This is a genomic window from Streptomyces sp. JLSY215 (assembly GCF_059682825.1).
In genome coordinates, this window is the sequence record NZ_CM185022.1 from 7,563,371 (window position 1) to 7,587,386 (window position 24,016).

The 24,016-nt window shown below is 72.8% G+C and carries 19 protein-coding genes; 7 read left to right on the forward strand and 12 right to left on the reverse strand.

From position 1 onward, the window contains the following. Window positions 1-69 precede the first annotated feature (69 nt). Both AC5677_RS33510 and AC5677_RS33515 read left to right on the forward strand, forming a co-directional pair. Entirely contained in the window at window positions 70-2,529 is a 2,460-nt protein-coding gene (locus AC5677_RS33510; protein WP_497191633.1) for an excinuclease ABC subunit UvrA, read from the forward strand. An 82-nt stretch (window positions 2,530-2,611) separates the two neighbouring features. Then, on the forward strand, window positions 2,612-2,824 hold the full coding sequence (locus AC5677_RS33515; RefSeq protein WP_497191634.1) for an EF-hand domain-containing protein: 213 nt from the start codon (window positions 2,612-2,614) through the stop codon (window positions 2,822-2,824). An 89-nt stretch (window positions 2,825-2,913) separates the two neighbouring features. Here AC5677_RS33515 and AC5677_RS33520 read toward each other — a convergent pair whose 3' ends face one another. Beyond that, entirely contained in the window at window positions 2,914-5,274 is a 2,361-nt protein-coding gene (locus AC5677_RS33520; protein WP_497191635.1) for a GH92 family glycosyl hydrolase, read from the reverse strand. 125 nt (window positions 5,275-5,399) lie between these two features. Here AC5677_RS33520 and AC5677_RS33525 point away from each other — a divergent pair, with 125 nt between their 5' ends. Then, entirely contained in the window at window positions 5,400-6,200 is an 801-nt protein-coding gene (locus tag AC5677_RS33525) for a hypothetical protein (RefSeq protein ID WP_497191636.1), read from the forward strand. Window positions 6,201-6,231: 31 nt separating this feature from the next. Here AC5677_RS33525 and AC5677_RS33530 read toward each other — a convergent pair whose 3' ends face one another. The 4 genes from AC5677_RS33530 to AC5677_RS33545 form a co-directional block, all read right to left on the reverse strand. Next, entirely contained in the window at window positions 6,232-7,674 is a 1,443-nt protein-coding gene (locus AC5677_RS33530; RefSeq protein WP_497191637.1) for an amino acid permease, read from the reverse strand. Window positions 7,675-7,906: 232 nt separating this feature from the next. Continuing rightward, entirely contained in the window at window positions 7,907-8,122 is a 216-nt protein-coding gene (locus AC5677_RS33535) for a dodecin (protein WP_497191638.1), read from the reverse strand. A 97-nt stretch (window positions 8,123-8,219) separates the two neighbouring features. After that, on the reverse strand, window positions 8,220-8,681 hold the full coding sequence (locus AC5677_RS33540; RefSeq protein ID WP_497191639.1) for a universal stress protein: 462 nt from the start codon (window positions 8,679-8,681) through the stop codon (window positions 8,220-8,222). Between the two features lie 59 nt (window positions 8,682-8,740). Next, the gene (locus tag AC5677_RS33545) at window positions 8,741-9,460 is read right to left on the reverse strand and encodes a PAS domain-containing protein (RefSeq protein ID WP_497191640.1); all 720 of its coding nucleotides are present in this window, start codon (window positions 9,458-9,460) and stop codon (window positions 8,741-8,743) included. Between the two features lie 188 nt (window positions 9,461-9,648). Here AC5677_RS33545 and AC5677_RS33550 point away from each other — a divergent pair, with 188 nt between their 5' ends. Beyond that, window positions 9,649-12,825: a bifunctional cytochrome P450/NADPH--P450 reductase gene (locus AC5677_RS33550; RefSeq protein WP_497191641.1), complete on the forward strand. Its 3,177-nt coding sequence runs from the start codon at window positions 9,649-9,651 to the stop codon at window positions 12,823-12,825. Between the two features lie 135 nt (window positions 12,826-12,960). Beyond that, on the forward strand, window positions 12,961-14,208 hold the full coding sequence (locus tag AC5677_RS33555) for an FAD-dependent monooxygenase (protein WP_497191642.1): 1,248 nt from the start codon (window positions 12,961-12,963) through the stop codon (window positions 14,206-14,208). A gap of 12 nt (window positions 14,209-14,220) precedes the next feature. Here AC5677_RS33555 and AC5677_RS33560 read toward each other — a convergent pair whose 3' ends face one another. After that, window positions 14,221-14,844: a DUF2165 domain-containing protein gene (locus AC5677_RS33560; RefSeq protein ID WP_497191643.1), complete on the reverse strand. Its 624-nt coding sequence runs from the start codon at window positions 14,842-14,844 to the stop codon at window positions 14,221-14,223. Window positions 14,845-14,969: 125 nt separating this feature from the next. Between AC5677_RS33560 and AC5677_RS33565 the strand changes: the two genes are divergently transcribed. Further along, window positions 14,970-16,004 carry a phosphatidylinositol-specific phospholipase C domain-containing protein gene (locus tag AC5677_RS33565; RefSeq protein WP_497191644.1) on the forward strand — a complete coding sequence of 345 codons (1,035 nt, stop codon included), beginning with the start codon at window positions 14,970-14,972 and terminating at the stop codon, window positions 16,002-16,004. A gap of 31 nt (window positions 16,005-16,035) precedes the next feature. Here the strand turns inward: AC5677_RS33565 and AC5677_RS33570 are convergent, their stop codons facing one another. From AC5677_RS33570 to egtA, 6 genes are all read right to left on the reverse strand, one after another. After that, window positions 16,036-17,109 (reverse strand): trypsin-like serine peptidase, encoded by a 1,074-nt coding sequence (locus AC5677_RS33570; RefSeq protein WP_497191645.1) that lies wholly within the window; start codon window positions 17,107-17,109, stop codon window positions 16,036-16,038. A 74-nt stretch (window positions 17,110-17,183) separates the two neighbouring features. Then, window positions 17,184-18,095 carry a phosphatidylinositol-specific phospholipase C gene (locus AC5677_RS33575; RefSeq protein ID WP_497191646.1) on the reverse strand — a complete coding sequence of 304 codons (912 nt, stop codon included), beginning with the start codon at window positions 18,093-18,095 and terminating at the stop codon, window positions 17,184-17,186. A gap of 105 nt (window positions 18,096-18,200) precedes the next feature. After that, window positions 18,201-19,163 (reverse strand): L-histidine N(alpha)-methyltransferase, encoded by a 963-nt coding sequence (egtD, locus tag AC5677_RS33580; protein WP_497191647.1) that lies wholly within the window; start codon window positions 19,161-19,163, stop codon window positions 18,201-18,203. Continuing rightward, complete coding sequence (gene egtC / locus AC5677_RS33585) at window positions 19,160-19,915, reverse strand: ergothioneine biosynthesis protein EgtC (protein WP_497191648.1); 756 nt, start codon at window positions 19,913-19,915, stop codon at window positions 19,160-19,162. The genes egtD and egtC overlap by 4 nt, the downstream gene beginning before the upstream one ends. A 52-nt stretch (window positions 19,916-19,967) precedes the next feature. Further along, on the reverse strand, window positions 19,968-21,287 hold the full coding sequence (gene egtB / locus AC5677_RS33590) for an ergothioneine biosynthesis protein EgtB (RefSeq protein ID WP_497191649.1): 1,320 nt from the start codon (window positions 21,285-21,287) through the stop codon (window positions 19,968-19,970). Next, a complete protein-coding gene (gene egtA / locus AC5677_RS33595; protein WP_497191650.1) occupies window positions 21,284-22,645 on the reverse strand; it encodes an ergothioneine biosynthesis glutamate--cysteine ligase EgtA in 1,362 nt (453 codons plus the stop codon). The genes egtB and egtA overlap by 4 nt, the downstream gene beginning before the upstream one ends. Window positions 22,646-22,815: 170 nt before the next feature. Here egtA and AC5677_RS33600 point away from each other — a divergent pair, with 170 nt between their 5' ends. Further along, window positions 22,816-24,009 carry an SMI1/KNR4 family protein gene (locus AC5677_RS33600; protein ID WP_497191651.1) on the forward strand — a complete coding sequence of 398 codons (1,194 nt, stop codon included), beginning with the start codon at window positions 22,816-22,818 and terminating at the stop codon, window positions 24,007-24,009. Window positions 24,010-24,016: the final 7 nt, after the last annotated feature.

Sequence of the window (24,016 nt, forward strand, 5' to 3'; positions counted from 1 at the left end):
CCCGACGCACCCGCCGGGCGCCCGGCCGCGGGTGCCCGGCCACGGGGGACCGTGCCCGATCATGGAGGGATGGCCGACTCGTACGTACGGGTGCGCGGCGCCCGTGAGCACAACCTCCGCACCATCGATGTGGACATCCCGAGGGACGCGCTGGTCGCGTTCACCGGGGTGTCCGGATCGGGCAAGTCCTCCCTCGCCTTCGGCACCCTCTACGCCGAGGCGCAGCGCCGCTATTTCGAGTCGGTGGCCCCCTACGCCCGCCGCCTGATCCACCAGGTCGGCGCCCCGAAGGTCGAGGAGATCACCGGCCTGCCGCCCGCCGTCGCCCTCGAACAGCGCCGCTCCGCGCCGACCGCCCGCTCCTCCGTCGGCACCGTCACCACCCTCTCCAACACCCTGCGCATGCTCTTCTCCCGCGCCGGCGACTACCCGCAGGGCACCACGGAACGCCTCGACTCCGACGCCTTCTCGCCCAATACGGCGGCCGGCGCCTGCCCCCGGTGCCACGGCCTGGGCACCGTCCACCGCGTCACGGAGGACTCACTGGTCCCCGACCCGGCCCGCTCCATCCGGGACGGCGCCATCGCCGCCTGGCCCGGCGCCTGGCAGGGCAAGAACCTCCGCGACATCCTCGCCGCCCTCGGCCACGACATCGACCGGCCCTGGCGCGACCTGCCGCGAACCGACCGCGACTGGATCCTGTTCACCGACGAACAGCCCGTCGTCACCGTCCACCCGGTACGCGACGCCGGCCGCATCCAACGCCCCTACCAGGGCCAGTACATGAGCGCCAAACGCTATGTCCTGCACACCTTCGCCGACTCCAAGAGCGACACCCTGCGCAAACGCGTCCAGGGATTCCTGGTCGCCGAGCCCTGCCCGGTGTGCGCCGGGCGGCGGCTGCGCCCCGAGGCGCTGGCCGTCACCTTCGCGGGCCACGACATCGCCACCCTCGCGGGCCTGCCGCTGAGCACCCTCGCCCCACTCCTGCGCCCCACCGCGCAGCGGCCGGACGACGAGGCCGCCCCCACGCTCGCCCGCGACCTGGTGGCCCGCATCGAGGTGCTCACCGAACTCGGCCTCGGCTACCTGAGCATGGACCGCCCCTCGCCCACCCTCTCCGCCGGCGAACTCCAACGCCTCCGCCTGGCCACCCAGCTGCGCTCCGGGCTCTTCGGCGTGGTCTACGTCCTGGACGAACCGTCCGCCGGACTCCACCCCGCCGACACGGAGTCCCTGCTCACGGTCCTCGGCCGGCTCAAGGCAGCGGGCAATTCGCTCTTCGTCGTCGAGCACGACATGGACGTGGTGCGGCGCGCCGACTGGATCGTGGACATCGGCCCGCGGGCCGGGGAACACGGCGGCCGGGTCCTGCACAGCGGCCCGGTCGACGGCCTCGCCCACGCCGCCGCCTCCGCCACCCGCCGCTTCCTGTTCGCCACCGAACCGCCCGCCGAACGCACCCCCCGCACCCCCTCCGGCACGCTGACCCTGCACGGCGTCACCCTGCACAATCTCCACAACCTGGACGCCGCCTTCCCGCTCGGCGTCTTCACCGCCGTCACCGGCGTCTCCGGATCCGGCAAGACGACGCTGGTCACCCGGGTCCTCGCCGAGACGGTACGGGAGCACCTGGGGACGCCCGCGGCCGAAGCGGGCGAGGGCGAGGGCGAGCCGGACACCGGTCCGATGGCCCGCGCCCAGCTCACCGGTGCCGGCGGCCTGGAGGCCATCGACCGCCTGGTACGCGTCGACCAGAAGCCCATCGGGCGGACGCCCCGCTCCAACCTCGCCACCTACACCGGCCTGTTCGACGCCGTACGCAAGGTCTTCGCCGCCACCGACGAGGCCCGCGCCCGCGGCTACACCGCCGGACGGTTCTCCTTCAACGTCGCCGCCGGCCGCTGCGAGACCTGCCAGGGCGAGGGCTTCGTCGCCGTCGAGCTGCTCTTCCTGCCCGGTACGTACGCCCCCTGCACCGCCTGCCACGGCGCCCGCTACAACCCCGGGACCCTGGAGATCACCTACCGCGACCGCACCGTCGCCGACGTCCTCGCCATGACCGTCGACGACGCCGCGGCCTTCCTCGCCGACCTTCCGGCCGCCGCCCGCAGCCTGCGCACCCTCCAGGACGTCGGGCTGGGCTATCTGCGCCTGGGCCAGCCCGCGACCGAACTCTCCGGCGGCGAGGCCCAGCGCATCAAACTCGCCACCGAACTCCAGCGCGCCCGCCGCGGCCACACCCTCTACCTCCTCGACGAGCCCACCACCGGGCTGCACCCCGCCGACACCGAGGTGCTGCTGCGCCAGCTGCACGGACTGGTGGACGCCGGCCACACCGTGGTGGTCGTCGAGCACGACATGGGGGTGGTCGCCGGCGCCGACCACGTCATCGACCTGGGACCGGGCGGCGGCGCGGACGGCGGCCGGATCGTCGCCGCCGGCCCCCCGGCCGAGGTGGCGGCCGCCGCGGGCAGCCGCACGGCGCCGTATCTTGCCCGACGGAGGGCGCGGCCGGAGGCATCTTGACGGTCCGCTAATGTACGCAGGTCAGATCACCAGGCAACAAGACCGCGCAGCACTGCGCAGCACCACGAAGGGGGCACCTCTGATGGCAGACATCGAGAAGGCCAAGGCGGCGTTCGCCCGGTTCGACGCGGACGGCGACGGCCAGGTCACGCCGGACGAGTTCAAGCACGCGATGGCCGAGATGGGCGACCCGTTCGTCACCGGCCCGATGGCCGAGGCGGTCATCAAGGCCAAGGACAGCGACGGCAACGGCACGATGTCCTTCGACGAGTTCTGGGCGGCCCTGCAGGGCTGACCGACCGTCCGCCCCCTTCACGACGGTCCCGCCCGATCGCCCGCCGCCGCGCGCAACGCCGCCGGCCCGCGGGCGATCGGGGGCCGCCGCTACCCGGCCGAGGCGCCCACCGGCGGTGGCGCGGCCCGGTCGCCGGTGCCCCACCGGGACGGCTTCGGGCCCACGGTGAAGGCCAGTACGCGGCCCGTACGCAGATCGCCGGTGGTGAGGTAGGTGCGGTCCCGCGCGGCGCCGTCCAGCCGGACCGACCGGATGTAGCGGTTGGCGGACGACGTACCGGGCGCCTTGACGGTGAAGTGCCCGGCCGGGTAGTAGCGCCGGTCCAGCCTCAGGTCCACCCGGTCGAAGACCGGGGTGCTCAGCCCCCAGGTGTCGGTGCCCGGCTGCACGGGGAACACCCCGATCGACGAGAGCACCATCCACGCCGACATCGTCCCCAGATCGTCGTTCCCGGTCATCCCGCTCGGGGCGTCCGTGAACAGCGTCAGCGCCGCATGCACCACATCCGTGGTCTTCCAGGGGCGACCGGTCGAGAGATAGGTGTACGGCGCGATCAGGTCGGGCTCGTTCTGCGGGTTGTACTTGTCCGCGTTGTAGTAGTCGTACGGACCGTTGACCCACACCTTGCGGGCCGTCCGCTCCGGGTCCTTGAGCAGCTCCCGGTAGGCGAAGAAGGAATCCAGCCGCTCGTCGGCCTTGTCCCGGCCGCCGATCAGCTTGATCATTCCCGGCAGGTCCTGCGGCACCAGCCACTGGTACTGCCAGGACGTGCCCTCGTGGAAGCCTTCGCTTTTGGCGGGATCGGCGGGCCCGGTGAAGGCGCCCTGTGCGTTGCGGGCGCGGAAGAATCCGGTCGAGCGGTCGAAGATCCTGCGGTAGTTCTGCGCGCGGGCCGCATACCGGTCGGCGTCCGCCCGATGCCCCAGATCGCGCGCCATCCGCGCCAGCATGGCATCCGACAGGGCGTACTCCAGCGTCGCCGAGGCGCCGTGGTCGAAGTCGGAATCGCCGGGCTTGGCGTGCGGACGGCCCTTGAGGTACGGGGCGAAGCCGTCCTTCAGGTACGGGGCGTTGGCCTCCCGGCCGACGGCCGGGGAATCGGCCGGCGGTACCCCGTCGGCGTTCTTCCTCAGCGCCGCGTACGCCTCCTCCTCGTGCCCCCGCAGCAGCCCCTGCTGATAGGCGTTGGTCAGGAACGGCGTGACCGGATCGCCGGTCATGATGTTCGTCTCGACCGTGCCGTAGCCCCACTTGGGCAGCCAGCCGCTCTCCTTGTCGATCCGCAGCACCGACAGCGCCATGTCCCGGGACTCGCGCGGTGCGAGCAGGGCGAGAAGCTGTGCCTGGGTGCGGTAGGTGTCCCACAGGGACCAGTTCTGGTAGTAGGTGAAGCCGCTCGCCCGGTGGATCTTCTGGTCCCAGCCGGTGTAGCGGCCGTCCACGTCGCTGCCGATGTTCGGTGCCAGGAAGGACCGGTAGAGGGAGGAGTAGAAGGTGCGGCGCAGGGCCGTGCCGCCGCCCCGCGTGGTGACCTGGGACAGGCGGCGCTCCCAGGCGCGGTCCGCGGCGGCCTTCGTGCGGTCGAAGGAAGGCCCGCCCTCGGCGCGGAGGTTGCGGGCCGCGCCCGCCGCGTCGACGTAGCTGATGGCCGTGGTCGCCTCGACCGTACGGTCCCCGCGGGTGTCGAACCGGGCGTACGCCCCGTGCCGGCCGCTCGCCGTGGACCCCCTCGAACCGGCCGTCACCTTGTCGCCGTCCCAGGTCCCGTACGAGGCGAACGGCCGGTCGAAGCGGGTGATCGTGTAGACGGTGTAGGGCTTGGTGTCCTGGCAGAAGCCGCGGCCGGTGAGGGCGGTGCGGATGGTGCGGGAGTCCAGTACCTCGACCCGGGTGGAGACCGTCCTGTGCAGCGACTGGCCCGCATTGAGCAGCACATTGGCCTTGTCCGTGGCGGGGAAGGTGTAGCGCTGCTTGCCGGTGCGGGCGGTCGCGGTCAGCTCGGCCGTGATGCCGCCGTACGACGTCAGGCCGACGCGGTAGTAGCCGGGGCGGGCCGACTCGCCGTCATGGCGGTAGCCGGCGGCGTACTTCGCGTTGTCGGTCTCGGTGATGTCGCCCGTGGTGGGCAGCACCGGCAGATCGCCGCCGAGCCCGCAGCCCACGCCGGAGATGTGGACGGAGCCGAAGCCGCGGATGTGGTCGTCGTCGTAGTCGTAGCCGGTGGTGTGGCCGGTGTCGGGGGAGAGCTGCACCATGCCGAACGGGACGGCGGCTCCCGGGTAGGTGTTGCCGTCGTTCCGGCTGCCGATGAACGGGTTGACCAGATCGGTGAGCCGTCCGCCGCCGGGCGGGTCGGCCCGCGCGGTGGGGACGGTGAGCGCGCCCCCGACGAGGGCGGCCGCCAGCACCGCGCCCGCGGTACGCAGCCGGTGACGTCTGAGCCATGTCATAGGGCAAACCTCCGGGTCGTACGTCCAGCCGTCCATGAGGCCCGACAACGTTGTCAGAGCGCGCTTATTCTTGGTGTCGGCCAGGTGCACGTCAAGAGGGCGCACGGAGGAACTACCCTCGCCCTGTGCAGCCGCCGAACGAGACCGAAGCCCGCCCCCTCCCGGCGGAGTTCGTCCGCTACGCCGTCGCCCTCGAGGTGTCCGAACTCGCCTGGGGCCACCTCAACGGCCGGCTCACCGCCGAGGACACCGTCGAGCTGGCCCATCTGCGCCGCTGCGACCTCGGCCCGCCCGCCGAGGACTTCGCCCGGATCCACGCCGTGGGACCGGACGCCCCCGAGCTCGCCGCCGTATGCCGGGAACTCGTCGCGGAGGATGCACGGGACCGCCGGATCTGGGACCATCTCGCGCTCGCCCGCCATGCCTCCGACGACACCGACCCCCGCCAACTGGCCGCCGGACGGCAGGAGTTCCTGCTGGACCGCGCCGCCTTGGGCCGGGGCATGAACTGGCGGCACGGCTCCGCCCTGATGGGCACCGACCGCCCGGAGGAGGTGGACGCCGCGTTCGACCGGGGCGAGGAGATGGTGGGCGTCGCCGTCATCGGACTCGCCCTCACCCATCCGGATCCCGAGGCGATCCTGCCCAGGGTCGCGCACACACTGGAAACGGCGCTGGAGACCGGGAACGAGGGACTCCGCCACCAAGGGACCGTCGCCTTCGCGCACACCGCCCGCCTGCACGGCACCGTCGACCGCCGCTGCCTGGACCTGCTGCGCCGCTGCCCGCGCGGCAACGAGGCCGATACGGACCTGTGGGGGTATGTCCCGCGCCGCCGTCTGCCGCCGTGGCTGTGGCGGGATCAGTTCCCCGGTTGGCTGTGGTGGCGTCTGCGCTGGCTGTTGTGGAGCAAGTGGTTCGGCTAGAAGGCGTCACGGCACCGGGGGAGACGAACCCTCAGCCGCCCTCGCCCGGTTCCGGCGCCGTGGCCGCCCCCTTCGCGAGCTCGGACCGCCGGTACGAGTACCCGAAGTAGATGACCATGCCGACCAGGAACCACACGACGAAGCGCACCCAGGTCTGCCACTCCAGGAAGGTGATCAGCCAGATCGAGAAGCAGACCCCGATCGCCGGGACCACCGGCATGCCCGGTGTCCGGAAGGTGCGTGGCAGTTCGGGGCGCTTGTAGCGGAGCACGATCACCGCGATGCAGACCACCACGAACGCCAGCAGGATGCCGATGTTCGTCAGCTCGGCGGCCTCGCCGATCGGCAGGAAGCCCGCGATGAGCGCGGAGGCGAAGCCGACGATCCAGGTCACCCGGGTCGGCACACGGTGTTTGGGGCTGGTCTTGGCGAACCACTTCGGCAGCAGACCGTCCCGGCTCATCGAGAACCACACCCGGGTCACCCCGAGCATGAAGGTGAACATGACGGTCAGGATGCCGATGATCGCGCCGACCGCGATGACGTTCGCGAGGCTGCTCAGGCCCACCGCCTTGAACGCCGTGGAGAAGCCGCTCTCCGGGTCGATGGACTTGTAGTCCTGCATACCCGTCAGGACCAGGCAGGCCAGGATGTACAGCACCATCGAGATCGCCAGCGAGTACATGATCGCCTTCGGCATGTGGCGCTGCGCGTCCTTGGACTCCTCGGCCGCGGTGCTCATCGCGTCGTACCCGAAGACCGCGAAGAAGACGGTGGCCGCGCCGGTGAACGCGCCGCTCACCCCGAACGGGAAGAACGGCTGGTAGTTGTCGGTGTTGATGTGGAAGAAGCCGACCGCGATCACGACGATGACCACGAGGACCTTCAGCCCCACCACGATCGTCTCGAAGCGGGCGGCGTTCTTGATGCCCAGCGTCAGCAGATAGGCGATCAGCAGGCAGAGCACCGCGGCGAAGAGATCGACCCGGTGGCCCGGTCCGGTGCCCGGTGCGCCCTGCATCCAGACGGGCAGATCGACGCCGATGTTGCCCAGGAGGAAGCCGAAGTAGCCCGAGATGCCGATCGCGACCACCGCCACGATCGCGGTGTACTCCAGTAGCAGGTCCCAGCCGATGAACCAGCCCGCGATCTCACCGAGCACCGCATAGCCGTAGGTGTAGGCGGAGCCCGCCTTCGGGATCAGCCCCGCGAACTCGGCGTAGGAGAAGGCGGCCGCGGCGCTGGCCACGCCCGCGATGAGGAAGGACAGCAGGACGGCGGGCCCGGCCTTGCCGTGGGCGACCGTACCGGCCAGGGTGAAGATGCCGGCGCCGATGATGCCGCCGACACCGATGGCGGTCAGCTGCCACAGGCCCAGCGCGCGAGTGAGTTGCTGGCTCGCCGCGCCTTCCGGCTCCTCGATGTGGTCGATCGGTTTGCGGCGCAATACGCCCTGTCCCGCGCGCAGGCCCATGCGTGATCCCTCCGTAGGCTCCGTCGTGGTCCGACGGCGGATCATCATGGACCTTGGGCGGCCACTAGGAAAGGCGACTCCCTAGTACGGCCGGGACTTCCCGGCAGACGTACACGGGAGGGCGGTTAAACGGCGTCAAACGGCGCCGGGCACCGTGTATCGCACGGCACCGGGCGGGACGACTCACACGGCGTCGAGCGGCGGCACCCGGCAGCGAGCGCGGCCGGCGGTGTCAGTCGGAGTCCTCCAGCCGGAAGCCGACCTTCAGACCGACCTGGTAGTGGTCGATTTCGCCGTCGACGATATGCCCGCGGACCTCGCTGATCTCGAACCAGTCGAGGTTGCGCAGGGACTGCGAGGCGCGCTTGATGCCGTTGTTGATCGCGGCGTCCACGCTCTGCTGGGACGTACCGACGATGTCGGTCACGCGATACGTGCGATCGGTCACGATGGTCTCCCTCGGCCGGGGCGGCGCTCCGCCCGTCCACCTCCCACCGTGCCTCAGGCCGGTCCGCCCCACCAGCGGAGCGGCGGTTGCCGTACGGCTACGGGACGACCGTGACCGGCCAGCGTCCGGCCTTGACCAGACGGACCGCGACCGAGCCCATGATGCGGTGTCCGGCCGACTCCGACGCGCCGACCACCACCGCATCCGCGGTGAGCTCATCGGCCATCTGCACCATGCCGTTGTACGGGTCCCCGCGCAGCGTGTGGAACTCCCAGCGCACGTCGTATATCCCCTGGAGCCGGTCCGTCGCCTTGCGGATCTCGGCCATCAGCTCCTCGGCGACCTCGTTCGTCGCGTCCATGACGGGGGCGCCCATCGCCGCGCCGGCCGCCATCAGCGGCTGCACATAGACCAGCACGAGTTTCGAGCCCTGCCGCCGCGCCAGCCCGGCCGCGTACGCGGCGGCGCGCCACGACGAGTCGGAGCCGTCGACGCCGACGACGATGACCTTCGGGCCGTCCGTGCCGCGCTCGAAGGGCGCGGAAGTGCTCTCGTCCACAGCAGGGAGGGTAACCGCACACGCGTGCTGAGAGATCCCCGGACCCGCCGCCGTCCGCCCTACGGCTCCGGCGCGGGGCGGGCGGGAGCCGGCGGCCAGCTGTCCGCGGCCAGCACGCCCAGCACATATGCCTTGGCGACCAGCGCGGTACGGCCCTGCACCCGCCAGCGGCGGGCCAGCCGGGTGAGGTGGTAGTTCACGCCGTCGACGGTGAGCCCCAGCGCGGTGCCGATCGCCGCGGTGGTCGCGCCCCCGGCGGCCAGCGCCAGGATGCGGGCCTCGACGGGGCTGGCGGTGCCGCGGCACGGCGCGGCCGGCGGGTCGGTGTCGCGGACCCGCAGCAGCGCCAGCAGCGCGGGCGGCCGTACGGAGGGGTCGCCGACCGGATCGACCGTCAGCTCGCCCTCCCGCTCCGGGCCGTCGGACCCGATCCGCCACTGGACCGCCACCGGGTAGCGCGACCGGCGGCCCAGCCGCAGCGCCTCACCGATCCGTACGAGCTGTGCCTTGTCCCGCGGCCGGAACAGATCGAGCAGATTGCGGCCGCGCAGCTGTCCGGGGGCCGTGCCCCACTGGGCGGCCATCGCGGGGTTGGCGATCACCACCTCGCCGTCGGCGTGACAGACCGCGATCGGGATGGGGATGCGGTCGAGGAGGATGAGGAAGTAGTTGCGCCAGGGGCCGGCGGCATTCGGCCCGGCGTGGTCGGACGGCCGGTCGATGCCGTAGATGCACGCGGGGGAGCCCGTGTCGTCCGTGTCGCCCGTGCTGTTGTCCATGCCCCCTGCTGCCTCCCTCATGGCCGTTCCCGCCGCCTCCCGCCGCGTCCCGCGTCGTTCCGGACGCCGGTGTGCCCACCCGCATACGCCTTCTCGGCCTTACCGCAAGTACGGGTGGCGAAAAACCACTGCACAATCATGCAGTTGCCCGGTCCGGACCCGCACACCGGGCCGGTCACGCTGGAGTCATGACCGACACGATCGCGCTCCACACCGATGAACGCGCCGCCGACGACGGCATCCCGGTTGCCGACATCACGGCGTCCGGTGTCACCTCGACGCCCCTCCAGCAGGCCATGGACCTGGCCCGGGACCACGGCCCGGTCTTCCGGCGCAGACTGGGCGACCGGGAGACGCTGTTCGTCTCCTCGCTGGAACTGGTCACCGAGATCGCCGACGAGAACCGCTTCGCCAAGGGCGTGTCGGTGATCCTGGAGAACGTCCGGGAGTTCGCCGGTGACGGTCTGTTCACCGCCTACAACGACGAGCCGAACTGGGCCAAGGCACACGAGGTGCTGATGCCCGCGTTCGCGCTCGGCTCGATGCGCACCTACCACCCGGCGATGCTCAAGGTCGCCCGCCGGGTCATGGCCAGTTGGGACCGCCGGGTCGCCGACGGCACGGCCATCGACGTCGCCGAGGACATGACCCGGATGACGCTGGACACCATCGGGCTCGCGGGCTTCGGCTTCGACTTCGAGTCGTTCGCCCGGGACACCCCGCATCCGTTCGTCGAGTCGATGGTGCGGTGTCTGCAGTGGAGCGGCGCCAAGTTCGCCCGTAAGCCCGGGGGCGACTACTCCGCCGAGGACGCGGCGTTCCGCGCCGACGCCGACTATCTCGCGTCCGTGGTCGACGAGGTCATCGCCGCCCGGACCGCGAGCGGCGAGAGCGGCGACGACGATCTGCTGGGCCTGATGCTCTCCTCCCGCGACCAGGGAGACGGGAACCAGGGGCCCGCCCTCGACCTCGCCAACATCCGCAACCAGGTCATCACCTTCCTCATCGCCGGCCACGAGACCACCTCCGGCGCGCTCTCCTTCGCCCTCTACTACCTGCTCAAGGACCCGGTCGCGCTGCGCCTGGCCCAGCGCGAGGCGGACGAGCTGTGGGGCGACGACCAGGACCCCGACCCGTCCTTCGAGGACATCGCACGGCTGCCGTACACCCGGCAGGTCCTCAACGAGGCGCTCCGGCTGTGGCCGACCGCCGCCGCGTTCACCCGTCAGGCCCAGCAGGACACCCTGCTCGGCGGCCGCTACCCCCTCAAGGCCGGTGACCTGGTCACGGTGCTCACGCCGATGCTGCACCGCGACCCGGTCTGGGGCGACAACCCCGATCTCTTCGACCCCTCCCGCTTCGGCCCGGACGCCGAGGCGGCCCGCTCCCCGCACGCGTACAAGCCCTTCGGGACGGGGGAACGCGCCTGCATCGGGCGGCAGTTCGCGCTGCACGAGGCGACCATGCTGCTCGCCCTCCTGGTACACCGCTACCGCCTGATCGACCACAGTGGCTACCGGCTGCGCGTCAAGGAGACGCTGACCCTCAAGCCCGAGGCCTTCGCGCTCACCCTCGCCGCCCGTACGGCCGCGGACCGGGCCGCGAACCGCGCCGCGCTCGCCGTACTGCCCGGCGGCGCGACCACCGCCGGGGACGACGCCGCGACCGACGACGGCCTGCCCACCCGCGTCCCCCAGGGCACCGGCCTGCTCCTGCTGCACGGCACCAACTACGGCACCTGCCGCGAGTTCGCCGAGCGGCTCGCCGACGAGGCCACCGGCCTCGGCTTCGCCGCCGAAGTGGCGCCGCTGGACGCCTGCGCGGGCGGACTGCCCGCCGACCGGCCGATCGCCCTCGTCGCCGCCTCCTACAACGGGCAGCCCACCGACGACGCGGCCAAGTTCGTCGACTGGCTGCGCACCGCTCCGGAGGGCGCCGCCGAGGGCGTGCCGTACGCCGTCCTGGGTGTCGGCGACCGCAACTGGGCGGCCACCTATCAGCATGTGCCGACCCTCATCGACGACCGCCTCGACGCGCTCGGCGGCCACCGCCTCCTGCCGCGGGCCGAGGCCGACGCCTCCGGGGACCTCCAGGGCACGGTCAAGGAATTCGCCCGTGCGCTACGCACCCAGCTGCTGACCCGCTACGGGGACCCGGCGAGCATCGGCGCGAGCGCCCCGGCCGACGAGCACACCGGATACACCGTCACCGAGATCACCGGCGGCCCCCTGGACGCGCTCGCCGCCCGGCACGACCTCGTCGAGATGACCGTCACCGAGGCCTACGACCTGACGGCGCAGGACTGGCCGCGCCCCAAGCGCTTCCTGCGCATCGCGCTGCCCGACGGCGTCGGCTACCGCACCGCCGACCACCTCGCGGTGCTGCCCGTCAACGCCCCCGCCGCCGTCGAGCGGGCCGCGCGGGCGCTCGGCGCCGACCCGGACACCGTCCTCGCCCTGCGCACCGGCCGCCCCACCCGCGACGCCCTGCCCGTCGACCGCCCGCTGACCGTGCGTCAACTCCTGGCCCACCACCTGGAGTTGGGTGCCCGGCCGACGCCCGCCCAGGTCGCCGTGCTCGCCGCCCACAACCCCTGCCCGCCCGAGCGGGCGGCGCTGGAGGCCCTGTCCGAGGACGATCCGCGCACCCTGATCGACCTGATCGAGGCCCATCCGGCGCTGCGCGGCGCGCTGCCCTGGCCGGCCGTCCTGGAGCTGCTGCCGCCGCTGCGCACCCGGCACTACTCCCTGTCGTCCTCGCCCGCCGCCGACGACCGGCACGCCGACCTGATGGTCTCGCTGCTGCCGGGCGGCACCGGCTCGACCTACCTCCACACCCTGCGGCCCGGCGACACCGTCCTGGCCCGTGTACAGCCCTGCCGCGAGGCCTTCCGCCTCGACCCGGCCGACCCCACCCCGGTCATCATGGTCGCGGCCGGTACGGGGCTCGCGCCGTTCCGCGGCGCGGTCGCCGACCGGGTCGCCGCGGGCCGCACCACGCCCGCGCGGCTCTACTTCGGCTGCGACGACCCCGCGGGCGACTTCCTGCACGCCGCGGAGCTCACCGCCGCCCAGGACGCCGGCGCCCTCACCCTCCACCCGGTCTTCAGCGCCCGGCCGGAGAACGGCCACCGCTTCGTCCAGCACCGCATCGCCGCCGAGGCCGCCGAGGTGTGGGAGCTGCTCCAGGCCGGCGCGCGGGTCTACGTCTGCGGCGACGGCAGCCGGATGGCACCCGGCGTCCGGGCCGCCTTCCGCGATCTGCACGGCGCCGCGGTGGGCGCCTCGCCGCAGGAGTCCGAGGCGTGGCTGCGCGAACTGACCGCCGCCGGACGCTACATCGAGGACGTCTACGCGGCGGGCTGAGCCCCGCGCACGGGCCTGGCCCTCCGGGCGCGGCGGGTTCAAGGTGGGTGGTGCGGCCTGCGGGCCGCACCACCCGCCCGTCGTTCCGTCCGACGGGCGGACCCGACGGGCGGACCGACTGGGGGGACCGACGCCATGACCACAGCCCCGACCACACCTCTGACCACACCTCTGACCACACCCCTGACCTCTTCCTCCCCGGCCGCCTCCCCGGCCCGAGCTCTGATCATCGGCGGCGGCATCGCCGGAGCGGTGACCGCAATGGCCTTCCAGAAGGCGGGCATCGAGGCGGAGATCTACGAGGCGTACCCGAGCGGCGCGGACGACGCCGGCGCCTTTCTCCTCGTCTTCGCCAACGGCCTCGAAGCGCTACGGGTGATCGACGCGCACGGCCCCGTCGTGGCCCACTCCTTCCCGGCGCACCGCGTCGCGTTCCTCGGCGACCAGGGCGAACACCTGGGGGAGCGGCCCCTCGCGGGCACCGAACAGGGCGCGCGGCTCGGCCCGCGCACCCTGCGCCGAGCCACCCTCAACCGGGTGCTGCACGCCGAGGCGGCGCGCCGCGGCATAGCCGTACGGCACGGCAAACGGCTGACCGGCGCGGAGACCGTGCCGACCGCGCACGGCACCCGCGTGATCGCCGCCTTCGCCGACGGCAGCACCGCCGAGGGCGACATCCTGATCGGCGCGGACGGCCTGCGCTCCGTCACCCGCACCCTCATCGACCCGGCCGCGCCGCGCCCCCGCTACACGGGCCGCCACACCGTCTGCGGCTACGCCCGTGCCGCCGCGGCGCCGCCCACGCCGGACGCCTACACCATGATCTTCGGCAAACGGGCCTTCTTCGGCTGCACCCCCGCCCCCGACGGCGAGGTCTGGTGGTTCGCCAGCGTCCCGGGCCCGGAACTGGACCGGTCCGACCCGGCCGCCGCCACCCCCGGCGCCTGGCGTCAACGGCTGTGTGCGGTCCTCGCCGACGACCACACCCCGGCCGCCGCCCTGGTTCGCGCCACCGACGGCGACCGCATCATCGCCGCCAACACCTACGACATCGCCAGCACTCCCGTCTGGCACACCGACACCATGGTCATCATCGGCGACGCCGCCCACGCGGCGGCCCCGCACGCCGCGCAGGGTGCCTCGATGGCCATCGAGGACGGCATCGTCCTCGCCGCCTGCCTGCGCGACCGGCCGGACCCGCCGAGCGCCTTCGCCGCGTACGACGCGCTGCGCCGGGAGCGGGTGGAGAAGGTCGTCGCGACCAGCGCCGCCATGGCCCTCCGCATCGGCTCACCCGCGGCGGGACGCCCCGCGCGCAGGTTCCCCGAGCAGCGTGGCGCGGGCGACGGCAACTGGCTCACGGAGTACCGCATCGCGTGGTGAGCGCGCGGGGCGCTACCGCCCGTCCTCCTGCTGCCCCGCGCCCGTCCCCGGCAGATGGACGATGACCAGCACCAGCCCGGCGACGAGGAAGTTGCGGGTCGCCGCCTCCAGTCCGTTCCAGGCCTTCGACTGCCACATCGCGAACCACTCCCCGCCGATCGCGAGGAACCCCGCACCGAACAGCACCAGCACCATCAACAGCCCGGCCGTGGCCACCCGCCGGGCACCGGCGAAGTCACCGCGCCGCAGGCCCTTGACCCCGAGCGCGGTGGCCAGGACCAGCACCGCCGCGGTCACCGTCTCCCACCCGATGATCGCCAGATACGCGCCGTCCTGCAGGGTGTGCGAGGTGACGGCCCGCCACATCAGCTGCCGGTCCTGGAACGTGGTGTCCATGGCCAGGACATGACGGACGAACTGCCGGTTGGTGTCGAAGTCCGTGATGTTCCCGAACGCGACCAGCGCCATGTAGAGCGCCACCGTCCCGGTCAGCACGGTCGCCGCGAGCGGCAGCGCCCCCGGTGACCTACGGGTCTTCGCCGTACGGGACTCCTCCGTGCGGTCCGCTTCGGTACCGCTCGTCTCGGTACCGCTCGTCTCGGTACCGCTGGTCTCGGTACGGGCATTCCGGGCCATACGCCCTCCCTCGTCGGTCCGGGCCTGCGCCCCCGTCGCCGCCACCATAACCAAGTCCCGTACGCTGCTGCCCGTTCGGCCGACCGGGTGACCGACCGGGCGGGGATCCAGGGGAAGCGGGGCACATGAACGGGAAGCGGTGTGCGGGGACGGTCGCGGTCGCCGCGGCGGCGATGATCGCGGCAACCGGGGCGGCCGGGGCCGAACCGGCCGCAATGACCTACGACACCAGTACGTCGGTGGGCGTCCACAACGCCTATGAGAAGGACAAGTACCCGTACTTCGCCGATGCGTTGGACTCCGGCGCGGCGCTCGTGGAACTCGACGTCTGGGCGAACGGGCTCGGCAGGTCCTGGCGGGTCTCCCACAGCAATCCGCTGGGCAACAACAACAACTGCGAGGGCGCCGCGAACGCCGCGGAGCTGCGCACCAAGGACCGCAACCAGAACTTCGGCGCCTGCCTCGCCGACATGAGGGCCTGGCACGACGCCAACCCCGGCCACCGCCCGATACTCGTCAAAATCGAGATGAAGGACGGCTTCAACGCCACGGGCGGCCGCGGCCCCGCCGAATTCGACGCGCTGGTACGCGAGAAGCTGGGCGATGCCGTCTACGGCCCCGGCGACCTGACGGCCGGACACCCCACCCCGGACGCGGCGGTACGGGCCAATGGCTGGCCCGCCCGCTCCGACCTGGCGGGCAAATTCCTGATCGAGCTGATACCCGGCACGGTCGAGGAGAACAACCCGCTCGACAAGCTGTGGACCGACGTCGAGTACGCCACCCACCTCAAGGACCTCGCCGCGCGGGGCGAGCTGGCGCGGTCGACCGCCTTCCCCGCGGTGCACGGCGCGACCGCCGGCGACCCCCGCGAGCGCTACGCCGACCCGGCGCTGCGCCCCTGGTTCGTGGTCTTCGACGGCGACGCCGCGACCTACCTGAACGGCGGCATCGACACCGCCTGGTACGACAGCCGGCACTACCTCCTGATCATGACCGACGCCCACAAGGTCCCGCCGGAGATCGACGGCACCCACCCCACCGAGGCCGACGCCCTCGCCCGGGTCCGCCAACTCGCCGCCGCCCACGCGAGCTTCGCCACCGCGGACTGGTATCCGCTGCCGTCCGTCCTGCGGACGGTGGAGCGGCGGGGAGCCTGAGCCGGCCGGCGCGGCTCCCGTACGGCACCGGCTACGACGTGGCCCGCCGGTACAGCTTCGCCACGTCCGCGTCGAACCGGCTGCTGTACGACGTGGCGTCGTCCCCGCCCCCGTCCAGGCCGCCGATGACACCGATGAGCGAGCCGGTGCCGGTGGCGGGGTCCACGTCGATGAGCATGGGGCCGCCGCTGGTGCCGTTCGGGAATCCCGGGCAGGCGAAGCGGAGCTGGGACGGGCCCTGGGCGTCCGCCGTGTGGCGGCAGCTCAGCGGGACGTCCCGGTCGTCGGGGTAGCCGGTCAGCTGGGCCGGCCGGCCGACGGGCGCCCGGAAACGGATCCGCTCGGCGCCGGTGACCTCCTCGACGGTGCGTCCGTCGGCCGCCCGCCCGGCCCGGCGCACCCGCACGAACGCCACATCGCGGTCGGGGTCCCGGTCGCTGATCCAGCGCGGGTCGACATCGATACGGGTGGGCACCCACAGGCCGTACGGCACGTTCTGGTGGTGCAGTCCGGGCGCGAACACCAGCCGGGTGCGGAAGCCGCCGTCATGGACGCAGTGCGCGGCGGTGACGATGAGGTCGCCCGCGGGGGAGTGCACCACGCTCGCGGTGCAGTGGTGGGTCGAATCGCCGTCGTCGCCGGGCGAGAAGAGCGCACCGACCTGCGGGGCCGGCGCGGTCGGCGCCGCCACCAGCGGCCGGGACGCCGGGAGCGGCGGCGGGGAGCCGGCGCGGTCGTCCGGCACCGGCACGGGTGGACCGGGCCGTTCCCGGTACGGCCCGGCGAGCACCGCGGCGGCGGCCGTGTCCCCGGCACGGTGCCCGGGGAGGTACGAGCCGGTGGCGGGGTCCCCGGCCGCCAGGTACGGATCGCGCGGCGCGGGCCACAGCAGCAGCGCCGCGCCGCCCGCCACCAGCGTCGCCACCAGCAGCGCCAGCGACACCCGCAGCGGCGCACCGCCCCGGCCCCGCCCGGCCGGCCCCGCCGAGCGCGGCAACTCGTCCGTCGCCGTCCGCCCGTACTCGCCCGTCTCCACCAGCAGCCGCCTCGCCACATCGGCCGGCGCCACCCCGTCCTGCGGACAGCGCGGCGCCGGGATCATCATCCGGATATGTGGCCAGTCTGCGGTATGCCGGCCCGGCGGGACGCGATGCCACGGCGGGTGGGGAGCGGCCTGGGCTAGGTGGCCGCCGGATTGTGCCCGATCAGCGTCTGCGCCAGCCCGGACTCGTTCGGGAAGTCCATCGGGACGATGCCCAGCCCCGTCCAGCCGCTCGCCTCCGACCCCGTCAGCAGGCTCTTCACCTGCGGATTGAGGCGGTCGGCATTGCCGCGCGGCGGCAGCAGGGCGGCGGTGCTGACGTAGTTGACGTACAGCTTGCCGGGCTCGGTGGCCGCCTTGCGGAACTGGGCCTCGACCTTCGGCCACTTCGCGAACGGCTCCGCCATGTAGTCGTCCTGGATGTCGAAGAGCACGGGATCGGCGTACCGGACGCCCGGCATCCCGTCGGAGTCGGCCAGCAGGACGACCCTGCCCCGCGCCTGGCCGAGCGTCGGCAGACCGCCGTCCAGACGGAACAGCGGGCGATAGCCCTTGTCGTCGAGATAGATGTCGAAGATCCGGCGGAACTCCGCGGCGGCGACCTCCGAGTACTCCTGCTTGACCCGCATCAGGACGGTCTCGGACGGATGCGCCTGCAGGAACGCCCGGCAGGCGTTGAGCACGTCGCCGAACATCAGCTCCTGGTAGAAGGCGCCGTGATGGATGGCGAAGGCATCGTCGATCGCCCGGCAGCGGACGTCCAGGAAGCGGATGCCGGACGCCAGCTGGGCATCGATCGCGGTGTTCTGGCAGGCGACCCAGGGGCCGCCGATGCGGGCGCCGGAGTCATGGGTGCCCGGGATCGTCAGCCGCTGGACGGGCGTGGCATCGGCGACGGCCGCCATCCAGTCCTGGACGGAGGCGGCGGAGCGGGCCGGCGCCCGCTCCGCCGCGGCGGCCGTGAACCGTGCGCCGCCGATCCCGGCCAGCGCCCCGGCCGCCGACACTCCGGCCGCGCCCCTGAGAAAACCCCGCCGATCCAGCCCCATGCCGCCACCCCTGCCCCGGTCCGAACGTGTGACCGGGGCATCGAACCACACGGGCGGCGCATCCGGCACCCGTCCGGCGGCACCGAAAGGGCGGCGGGCCCGCTCTCAGCCGCGGACCGCCAGCGACAGCGCGAAACGCCCCGCGTCATCCGTCCACCATTGGCTCAACTCCAGCCCCGCGGTGGCCAGTTCCTCGCGTACGCCCTCCTTGCGGAACTTCGCGGAGACCTCGGTCCGTACCTCCTCGCCCGCGGCGAACGAAACCGCCAGGTCGACCCCGGGGATCTTGACGGTCAGCTCCTTGCGGGCCCGTAGCCGCATCTCGATCCACTCGTGCTCGGCGTTCCACAGCGCGACATGGTCGAAGTCCGCCGGGTCGAAGTCGCCACCCAGCTCGCGGTTGACGACGTGCAGCACGTTCTTGTTGAACTCGGCCGTGACGCCCTGTGCGTCGTCATAGGCCGCGACCAGCGTGGACTCGTCCTTCACCAGGTCGGTGCCGAGGAGCAGGGCGTCGCCCGGCGACAGCAGATCGTGGACCGAGCGCAGGAAGGCGGCACGTTCCGCGGGCAGCAGATTGCCGATGGTGCCGCCGAGGAAGGCGAGCAGCCGCGGACCGGGTGCCTCGGGGAGCGTCAGGCCCCGCTGGAAGTCGGCGACCAGGGCGTGCACGGTCAGGCCGGGATGCTCGGTGAGCAGAGCCTTGCCCGCCGCGGTCAGGGCCGATTCGCTGACGTCCACCGGGATGTAGGTGTGCAGCCCGGTGAGCGCGCCGATGAGGTGGCGTGTCTTGTCGGACGAACCGGAGCCCAGCTCGATCAGGGTGCCGGCGTCGGTGGCCGTGGCGATGTCCGTGGCGCGGGCGAGCAGGATCTCCCGCTCCGCGCGGGTGGGGTAGTACTCGGGCAGCTGGGTGATTTCCTCGAACAGGTCGCTGCCGCGCGCGTCGTAGAACCACTTGGGCGGCAGCTGTTTGGGTGTACGGGTCAGCCCCTGGGTGACATCGGCGCGCAGCGCGGCCGCGGTGGCGTCGGCAGGGAGGGTGCGGGTGATGCTGAGGGTGCTCACGCGACGGGCTCCTTGAGCGGGGTGAGATGGACGTCGGTACGGGTGGCGCGCAGCAGGGTGCGGTCCGGGACCTCGGTCCAGTGGGGTGCGTTGTCGTAGGGCTCGGAGGCTACGACGGTGCCGCCTCCGGAGCGGGTCAGGTGGAAGAGGGTGTCGCCCCAGGCGGTGGCGGCGATGGTGGTGCCATCGGTGAGCAGCAGATTGAGCCGGGAGCCGGGGGCGGCCTCGGCGACGGCCGTGACGGTGGCGGCCAGCGCCTCGCCCACCTCGTCACCCTCGGCCAGCCGGTGCTGCACCAGCGCGAACAGGAACGCCGCATCGCAGCGGGCGGCCAGCCGCAGCAGCTCCGCGGGCGGCAGCGTGGCGGCCAACGGGGCCAGCGAACCGGGCCAGCCCATGACGGCACCGTTGTGGCTGAACAGATACCGCCCGGCCGCGAACGGCGCCGCCGCGGCCTCGGCATCCGCCCCCGCCTCGGTGGCGTCCCGCACCGCGGCGAGCAGCGCGCCGGTGCGCACCACCCGCGCCAGATCGGGCAGCAGATCGTCGGCCCAGATCGGCCCGGCGCGGCGGTAGCGGGCGGGCACCGGGTCGTCCGGCGCGTACCAGCCGACGCCGAAGCCGTCCGCGTTGACCGTCCCGTGCTGCTGGCGGCGCGGCGCCCACGACTGCCGGTACAGCCCATGGGGCGGGTCCAGCACCACGTGGCCGAAGGGTATCTCCGGTCCCAGATAGGCAAGATGACGGCACATCAGACGGCGTCCCCCTCGGGTGTCCCTCCTGGCGACGCCACCGTCCCGGCCCTCACACGCCCGCCGTCGGATCGGCGTCCCGGGCCGTACGGAACCCGGAGAAGATCTGCCGCCGCACCGGCAGGTCCCAGTTGCGGAACGTCCCCCGGCAGGCGACCGGATCGACCGCGAAGGACCCCCCGCGCAGCACCTTGTACGCGTCGCCGAAGAACACCTCCGAGTACTCCCGGTAGGGGAACGCGGCAAAGCCCGGATAGGGGAGGAAGTCGCTCGCCGTCCACTCCCATACGTCGCCGATCAACTGCCGTACGCCGTACGGAGACTGACCGTCCGGATAGCTGCCGATGGGGGCGGGCCGGAGATGCCGCTGGCCGAGGTTGGCGTGGGCCGGGGTCGGGTCCTCGTCGCCCCAGGGGTAGCGCCTCGCCCGCCCGTCGGACGGATCGTGCCGGGCGGCCTTCTCCCACTCGGCCTCCGTGGGCAGCCGCCGGCCCGCCCAGCGCGCATAGGCGTCCGCCTCGTACCAGCTGACGTGCAGCACCGGCTCGTCCGGCGGCACCGGCTCGGTCACCCCGAACCGGCGGCGCAGCCACTGCACGCCGTCCCGCTTCCAGAACAGCGGCGCGCGCAGCTTGTGCTCCTGCACCTGCGCCCAGCCCGCCTCGGTCCACCAGCGCGGCTCGTCATAGCCGCCGTCCTCGATGAAGCGCTGGTAGGCGCCGTTGCTGACCGGTGTGGTGTCGATCAGGAAGGGCGGCAGCAGCCGGCGGTGCGCGGGGCGTTCGTTGTCCAGCGCCCAGGGCTCGGTGGAGGTGCCCATGGTGAACGGGCCGCCGGGTATCAGGACCTCGGCGGGCAGGATGCCGTCGGAGGTGACCGGCGGCGCGGGCGCGGTGAGCACGGCCGGGCCCCTGCGCAGCTGATGCGTGATCAGCATCGTCTCGTCGTGCTGCTGTTCATGCTGCGCGATCATGCCGAAGGCGAACCCGGAGTCGAGCAGCGGACCGCCGCGCAGCGGGCTGGCCTCGAGGATGTCCAGCACCCGGCCGCGTACCTCGGCCATATAGCCGTGCGCCTCGGCGGGCGCGAGCAGCGGCAGCGACGGGCGGGTGGCGCGCGGATGCTCGAAGGCGTCGTAGACGGAGTCGATGTCCGGGCGCAGCGCGTCCCGGCCGCCGACGGTGCGCAGCAGCCACTGCTCCTCCTGGTTGCCTATGTGCGCCAGGTCCCAGACCAGCGGCGACATGAGCGGGGAGTGCTGCGCGAGAAGATCGGGCTCCTCGACGCAGGTGGTCAGCAGGCGGGTGCGCTCACGGGCGGCGAGCAGCGCCGAGGCCGCGCGCTCCCGGAGCGACTCGGGGTCGATGGTCAAGGGGTGTCCTTCCCAAGGCTGAGGCCGCCGGCCGGGCGCTCGGTGAAGACCGCGGGGTCGGTGATGTCCGGGGTGTCGGGGCCGCATGCGCGGCCGGCCGCCGCGGCCTGCTCCGCGGCGTACAGGGCGTCGAGATGGTCGTCGGCGGGGCACCGGCCGCGGGCCACATAGCGTTCGGTGAACTCCTCCACGGCCGCGATCACGGCGGGGGAGGCGCCGAGCCGGGGCAGCGCTTCCCGGGCGGCGGCGAAACAGGCCACCGCGGCGGAGTGCAGCTCGGGGTCGGTCATCGCCTCGCGGGCCGCGCGCCGCCACAGCGGATTGCGCGGCGCCGGACGCGAACCCGCCGTCGCGGCAAGGGATTTGACGATGCGATAGGCCCGCTCCGTCGCTTCGGGGTCGTCGAACAGCGCGGCCGTCACGGCCAGCGGCACGATCCAGCCGGCGTCGCCCGCCTGCGCGTCGATCATGCGCAGTTCCAGATGGCCGCGCGGCCGGACCGGCGGGAAGAGGGTGGTGACGTGGTAGTCGAGATCCTCCTGGGTCGGCGGCCGGGGCACGCCCGTACGGACCCATTCGCGGAAGGTCAGCCCCTTCGGCGCGTCCCACGGGCCGTCCTCGGAGCGCAGGCACATCACCGGGGCGTCCAGGACGTAGCGCGCCCAGGCGGCCCGCGGATCCGCCTCCTGGGGCGGCGCGACGGTCCGGTCCGGGTCCAGCTGCGACCAGACGACCTGGCGGGTGGTGCGATAGCCCGTCGGGCAGCCCTCACTGGTCGGTGAGTTGGCGAACGCCCCGGCCAGCACCGCGCCCAGCAGATGTGCCAGCAGCCAGCGGCGTCCGTATCCGAGCGGGCCGGGCTCCTCGTACCCGGCGTCGACACAGACCTGTACGGACGCGGTGCCGCACATCATGGACCGGCCGGCGCTGCCCCAGCGGTCGAAATACGCCTCCATCGCGTCGTAGCGGGGGTGATCGGTCAGCACGCGGTGCGGGGCGTGCCAGGGATTGTGGCCGTGTCCCGCCATGCCCAGGCCCATGGCGCGCATCGCGGGACGGACCAGGGCCAGATCGGCCGTGACGGCGTCGATGCAGGCGGTGAGGGAGGTGGCGGGGAGCGAGCTGAGCTCCAGCTGGCCGCCGGGTTCGAAGGTCAGGAGGGAGGTGAGGGGGAGGGCGCGCAGGGCGGTGGCCGCGGAGTGCAGCCGGGTCGGTTCGACCGGACATCGGGGGTTGCGCGCGTCATGGACCAGGAATTCGAGCTCGACCCCGAGGCGGCGCGGCGGGCCCGTCTTGAAACATATTCCACGCAGGTGAGCTTCGAGTTCCGCTTCCGTTACCGCTGGTCGTACGGGCATTACGGGCTGCTCCCTCCGGTGCGGCGGCTGGACTGCCAGCTTCCACCTAAGCGGCTGCGCGCCCTGCGCTCAAGGGCGCGTCGGCCGCTCGTGGGGCCCCGGCCGGGCGCTTGCCGCGACGGTGGGCGGGCGGCAACCTTTCGTGACCGGTACGCCCGTTAGGGTGAGGCATGGACATCGCCGAGTTCACCGCCCCGCACGCCGAGCGACCGCCGCGGCCGGTCGCCGTGGACTGGCCCGCGGTGGAGAAATGGCTGGGGCTGCGGCTGCCGGACGACTACAAGTGGCTGGCCGACGACCACGGTCCGCTGGACTTCGGCGACTACCTCTGGATCCATGTCCCGTGCGCCGCGGGGAAGCGCTTCGACTACGGCGAATGGCTCCGCGAGACGCATCGCGAGGCCCGTATCGACGCCCGCGCACTGCCGGAGGACCAGCGCCCGGCCATCCACCCCGAGCCCGGCGGACTTCTCGCCTGGGGCTGCAGCCGGGGCAGCGATGTGCTGTTCTGGGACACCTCGGTCTCCGCGGACCCCGACGAGTGGACCGTCGTCGTACGCCACCAGGGCCCCGTCCCCGGCAGCGGCCTGCAGCCGTGGCACCGCTACGACCTCACCCTCACCGAGTACCTGCGGCACACCGTCCGCGACACCTGGGAACTGCCCTCCCCGCCCGGCCCCTTGATCGGCCCGCTCCCCGGCAGCGTCGCCCGCACCGCCTTCCTGGAGACCGCCGCGCGCTGGACCCCGCCCGCGCGCACCGCCCCCCGGCTCACCGACGCGCAGCGCGGCATCGCCCTGGAGACCGGCACCGGCCTTACGGCCCTGCGTCTGCTGTCCCCGCCGCCCAGGACCCCGTATCTGGGCGGCGGCAGCTGGGAGGGCCTCTTCGCCGAGCTGGGCACCCGGCTGCCGGGCGAGTACGTCACCCTGATGTCGGAGTACGGCGCGGGCTGCTGGAGCCAGTGGCTGCGCTTCCTGACCCCGCTGCGCACGGGCGAACGGCGCTTCCGTCACCACGTCGAGCAGACGACGGACATCAACCGGAGCCTCAGGGCCGACTACCCGGAGTACCACCCGCTGCCCATGTGGCCCGAGCCCGGCGGCTTCCTCCCGTTCGCCAACTCCATCGACGGCGACGAGCTGGGCTGGCTCACCGAGGGGGACGACCCGGATGCCTGGCCCCTGATCGTCATTCCCCGCCACGCCCGCCAGGGCGGGCCCTGGAAGTACGGCCTGATCGACGCCCTCGTGGCCTGGCAGCGCGGCACCTTCGTGACCCCGGGTCTGGCCGGGCTGGACAAGGACGACGATCCGGTCGAGTTCGCGGGTTTTGAAGCCTGGACCGACAAGGCGTACTGGTGAGCCGGCG

What these genes read in the sequence shown, in the direction of transcription:
- AC5677_RS33565 (WP_497191644.1), top strand. Translation starts at nt 14,970, where the DNA reads ATGAACGGGAAGCGGTGTGCGGGGACGGTCGCGGTCGCCGCGGCGGCG.
- AC5677_RS33515 (WP_497191634.1), top strand. Translation starts at nt 2,612, where the DNA reads ATGGCAGACATCGAGAAGGCCAAGGCGGCGTTCGCCCGGTTCGACGCG.
- AC5677_RS33550 (WP_497191641.1), top strand. Translation starts at nt 9,649, where the DNA reads ATGACCGACACGATCGCGCTCCACACCGATGAACGCGCCGCCGACGAC.
- AC5677_RS33570 (WP_497191645.1), bottom strand. Translation starts at nt 17,109, where the DNA reads ATGATGATCCCGGCGCCGCGCTGTCCGCAGGACGGGGTGGCGCCGGCC.
- AC5677_RS33575 (WP_497191646.1), bottom strand. Translation starts at nt 18,095, where the DNA reads ATGGGGCTGGATCGGCGGGGTTTTCTCAGGGGCGCGGCCGGAGTGTCG.
- AC5677_RS33510 (WP_497191633.1), top strand. Translation starts at nt 70, where the DNA reads ATGGCCGACTCGTACGTACGGGTGCGCGGCGCCCGTGAGCACAACCTC.
- AC5677_RS33520 (WP_497191635.1), bottom strand. Translation starts at nt 5,274, where the DNA reads ATGACATGGCTCAGACGTCACCGGCTGCGTACCGCGGGCGCGGTGCTG.
- egtC (WP_497191648.1), bottom strand. Translation starts at nt 19,915, where the DNA reads ATGTGCCGTCATCTTGCCTATCTGGGACCGGAGATACCCTTCGGCCAC.
- AC5677_RS33555 (WP_497191642.1), top strand. Translation starts at nt 12,961, where the DNA reads ATGACCACAGCCCCGACCACACCTCTGACCACACCTCTGACCACACCC.
- egtA (WP_497191650.1), bottom strand. Translation starts at nt 22,645, where the DNA reads ATGCCCGTACGACCAGCGGTAACGGAAGCGGAACTCGAAGCTCACCTG.
- AC5677_RS33530 (WP_497191637.1), bottom strand. Translation starts at nt 7,674, where the DNA reads ATGGGCCTGCGCGCGGGACAGGGCGTATTGCGCCGCAAACCGATCGAC.
- AC5677_RS33545 (WP_497191640.1), bottom strand. Translation starts at nt 9,460, where the DNA reads ATGGACAACAGCACGGGCGACACGGACGACACGGGCTCCCCCGCGTGC.
- AC5677_RS33560 (WP_497191643.1), bottom strand. Translation starts at nt 14,844, where the DNA reads ATGGCCCGGAATGCCCGTACCGAGACCAGCGGTACCGAGACGAGCGGT.
- AC5677_RS33600 (WP_497191651.1), top strand. Translation starts at nt 22,816, where the DNA reads ATGGACATCGCCGAGTTCACCGCCCCGCACGCCGAGCGACCGCCGCGG.